Source organism: Mycobacterium sp. NGS67 (assembly GCF_059812185.1).
In genome coordinates, this window is record NZ_JCALCF010000067.1 from 1 (window position 1) to 3,436 (window position 3,436).

Sequence of the window (3,436 nt, forward strand, 5' to 3'; positions counted from 1 at the left end):
CCGGACGCTCAATCCGAGATCAGACATCGTTCCCAGCGCTGCCAGGACGGCGTAATGTTCCCTGGCCGTGGCTGATGACATCCGTTTCATCGACGCAAATGGCCTGAACTTCGCCTACTTGGCGGAGGGCACTGGGCCGCTCGTGCTCATGCTGCACGGTTTCCCCGACACCGCTCATACCTGGGACGATCTTCGCCCGCGAATCGCCGCTCAGCGATACCGCGCGGTCAGCCCGTTCATGCGCGGCTATCACCCCAGCGCGATCCCCAACCGTGACACCGATCAAGAAACTTTGGCACACGATGCGCTCGCACTGATCCAAGCGCTCGGCGCCCGTGACGCCATCATCATCGGGCACGACTGGGGCGCCGCAGCCGCCTACGGCGCAGCAGCGCTCAGCCCGGACCACGTAAACAAGCTATTCGTGATCGGCAGTCCCCACCCAGCCGCAGTCAAACCGTCATTGAAAAAGCTATGGGCCTTGCGTCACTTCGCCGCATACAAGCTGCCAGGGGCGCCGAACCGATTCGCGCGCAATGATTTTGCGGCGCTCACCGCTCTTTATCAGAGTTGGTCCCCCGGATGGAACCCGAAACCAACGGAGTTCGCCGCCATACGCAACAGCTTCTCGAAACCGGAAAGCCTAAACGCGGCGTTGGGCTACTACCGAGCGCTTTCACCCATACCCACTGCATCGCTAACGGCGCGCATTACGGTGCCAGCAGTGGTCTTTGCCGGCGTCGATGACCCAATTTTCCAGCCCTCCGACTACCGGGCCGCCGCCCAGATGTTTGACAATGACTACATCGTTGAGGAGGTCCCAGGCGGGCACTTCATGCATCGAGAGCACCCCCAGGTGTTCGCTGAACGACTCTTAGCTCATCTGTGATTGGGATCGCAGACTCGCGACCGACGTCGTGTAACGCCATCTATCGCTGAAGATTCTGCGCCATTTTGCTGGATTGAGCCCGGTAACGGGTTCGGCTCTGCTCATGGTTGTGGTGGCTGTACTGCTCAACGTCGTTCCCTGGCTGGTTTCTCGGTTTCGAGAGGTTGCGACACACCCAATTTCGCGGCTACCGCCTTGTTGGACAAGCCCTCGCCGCAGGCCAGGATGATCCGCGACCGCAACGCCAACGCCTGCGACGACTTCGCCCGCCGTGACCACCCCAGCAGCTGGTCGCGCTCCTCGTCGACCAGCACCAACTCCGACCTCGGCCCGTCCACGCTTCTCCATATGATGAATTAGGCTGCATGGCAGCATAATTCGCGTAGAACCCGCGCCGTAGCCGCAAGTTATTATTGTGTAATGAATTTCTGGCGTGGAACACTAGGTGTTCGCTGAACAACTCTTAGCTCATTCAATCCGTACGTTTGTGTTGCCTTCTTCCGGGCGCGCCTGGCCAGAATAGGATGATCCCGACGAACCGTTGCTTCAGCCCTTTGGCGGGTATGGGTCCCTTTTGCCGACTGTATCGGTGTTCCGGATTTGATTGTTGTCTTTGCGGTGGTCTCGGACCTCGCCACCGCCGCTTCGTTCGGCGAAACCCCGCGCAGCATCGTGTGCCTCAGCTTGGGTGTCGTAGCGTCCAGCAGCTCTTTCTGCCCCCGCACGCTTGGCGCTCCAATCACCTGAATCCTTGTCGTATTGAACGTCGTAGTCAGCCACGCGGTTGCTCCTTATTTGGCTCGATTTTGTGCACAAAGTTACTCGCGAAGTACGACATTGATCGATGACCTTTCACGAAGCTTGTGCTGTTCGTGCTGGATCTCGTCGACGAGCTCCGTCGTGCGAATCGCCCGGTACGGACGTGTCACTGTCAAACCCGAAGGTCGAAAGACGGCTCTTGGATCGGGTCGCAGGATTGATCAGCACAACGATCTCCAGCATATGGGATGTCTGACGAACGGCCAGCAGTCCCAAAGCGTTCACCACGCAAAATTGTGCGAGGAATCGTTACCACGGCAGGTATTACAGCGGTAAACTTACTGGTGGGATAGGGCCGTCTCCGCCTTTGAGCAGTCCAGGGGCCGAGCATCGACACTCCGTGAAGCACCTCCAGGAGAACCCATGGGCAGCACGGAATGCTTCCATCACCCCCGCCCCTGAGCAATGAGCCCGCCGTCATGACCAATGCCACTGACAGCCTGTTACGAGCGACCACCGAACGCTGCGGCGGGGCCGTGCTGCTCTGCGCCGGCGGAGAGATCGACGCGAGCAACGTCAAGACCTGGAGGCAGATCGTGCGCGCGGCCGCGCACGCTACCGCCGCCCCGGGACCACTGGTCGTCGATACCAGCGGACTGGACTTCATGGCGGTGTGCGCCTTCGGGGTCCTGCTCGAGGCCTCACAACAATGCCGCCGCCGCGACATCGAGCTGCGCCTGGTCAGCAACCAACCGATTACGGCCCGCATCATCGCGGCAGCTCACCTCCAAGCCGAGCTGCCGCTATACCCGTACCAGCGCGCCGCGCTGCACAAGCCACTACGCAGCGACCGACCGTAACGTCCACCAAACGGCTGACCCCCTACCGCGACCTCGGTCTCGCTAGCCTCCCCCGGCCGAAGCGACCAGCCCGGTCGCGCAAAGCGCGACGCCGCGCACCCACTCTTGAAGCGATTCACCCCTTCACGGATGTGTGACGTGGGTAACATTGAGCACCTGTCCGCGGGAAGGGGAACCTAAGTAACCGATGCCCAACAATCCGCATCAGGAACGCCGCCGCCCAGGCCAGGACGGCCAACCACCGCTGAGCACCCTCACCCACTTACCCGCACTCGTGGTCCTCGACCGCATTCCCGTCGCCGTACTCGCCATTTCCCAAGACGGCACCATTCTCTTCGCCAACCCCACGTTCGCCAACATGCTGGGCTACTCCCTCGAAGCGCTGCACACTCTCAAATTCTCCCAGCTATTCACCACCTTGCCCATCGACCAATCCTCCCCCGTGTCCGTCATTCGACTCCACGGCGGCGAACGCGTCGAGCTGGTACACGCCGACGGCTCAACCGTGCACGCCTGGATGAGCAAATCGGCGCTGCTGCGCGACGATGATCCCGTTGCTCTCGTCACATTCCAAGACCTCACCGCACAACTCTGGCAACAACACGACTAACTCAGTCGCTGACGCCAAAGTGCAGCCCAGGGCGACCAACGACCAACCCCCACGACCTACCTGACCCCACAGCGAACCGCGCGCTCACCACAGGGCAGCCGCGCGGTCAACAAGGCGTGGGTGCACAACCCTGCCCCCGAACACCACGCCCTCGTGCCGTCGAGCACAATCTGTCCTCCGGTGTGCTCGGTCGCCGACACCACCGCTTCGCCGGACTCGGCAGCCCACACTCCCCACCATTGGGCGGGCAGCACAGCCGGGCCGCCGAGTTCGGCGAGAATCGCCACCGCGTCAACGTGAGCTTCGGCCGGACGCCCG

At 61.6% G+C, this 3,436-nt stretch carries 5 protein-coding genes and 1 pseudogene; 3 read left to right on the forward strand and 3 right to left on the reverse strand.

Annotation, left to right across the window (positions count from 1 at the left end):
* Positions 1-67: 67 nt before the first annotated feature.
* Complete coding sequence (locus AC5Y4D_RS27175; protein ID WP_500038754.1) at positions 68-889, forward strand: alpha/beta fold hydrolase; 822 nt, start codon at positions 68-70, stop codon at positions 887-889.
* Positions 890-1,014: 125 nt separating this feature from the next.
* Here AC5Y4D_RS27175 and AC5Y4D_RS27180 read toward each other — a convergent pair whose 3' ends face one another.
* Together AC5Y4D_RS27180 and AC5Y4D_RS27185 are read right to left on the reverse strand one after the other, a co-directional pair.
* Positions 1,015-1,227: a hypothetical protein gene (locus AC5Y4D_RS27180; RefSeq protein ID WP_500038755.1), complete on the reverse strand. Its 213-nt coding sequence runs from the start codon at positions 1,225-1,227 to the stop codon at positions 1,015-1,017.
* A gap of 208 nt (positions 1,228-1,435) precedes the next feature.
* The gene (locus AC5Y4D_RS27185) at positions 1,436-1,669 is read right to left on the reverse strand and encodes a DUF2188 domain-containing protein (protein WP_500038756.1); all 234 of its coding nucleotides are present in this window, start codon (positions 1,667-1,669) and stop codon (positions 1,436-1,438) included.
* 458 nt (positions 1,670-2,127) lie between these two features.
* On the opposite strand from AC5Y4D_RS27185, the gene AC5Y4D_RS27190 reads away from it, so the two are divergent.
* Together AC5Y4D_RS27190 and AC5Y4D_RS27195 are read left to right on the forward strand one after the other, a co-directional pair.
* Positions 2,128-2,508, forward strand: coding sequence for an anti-sigma factor antagonist (locus tag AC5Y4D_RS27190; RefSeq protein ID WP_500038757.1), 381 nt, complete (start codon positions 2,128-2,130; stop codon positions 2,506-2,508).
* 187 nt (positions 2,509-2,695) lie between these two features.
* On the forward strand, positions 2,696-3,118 hold the full coding sequence (locus AC5Y4D_RS27195; protein ID WP_500038758.1) for a PAS domain-containing protein: 423 nt from the start codon (positions 2,696-2,698) through the stop codon (positions 3,116-3,118).
* Positions 3,119-3,216: 98 nt separating this feature from the next.
* Here the strand turns inward: AC5Y4D_RS27195 and AC5Y4D_RS27200 are convergent.
* Positions 3,217-3,436, reverse strand: a pseudogene (locus AC5Y4D_RS27200) (acyl-CoA dehydrogenase); the annotation flags it as partial.

Bases quoted from the DNA above. Each gene is read 5' to 3' on its own strand.
- AC5Y4D_RS27190 (WP_500038757.1), top strand. From the start codon at position 2,128: ATGACCAATGCCACTGACAGCCTGTTACGAGCGACCACCGAACGCTGC.
- AC5Y4D_RS27195 (WP_500038758.1), top strand. From the start codon at position 2,696: ATGCCCAACAATCCGCATCAGGAACGCCGCCGCCCAGGCCAGGACGGC.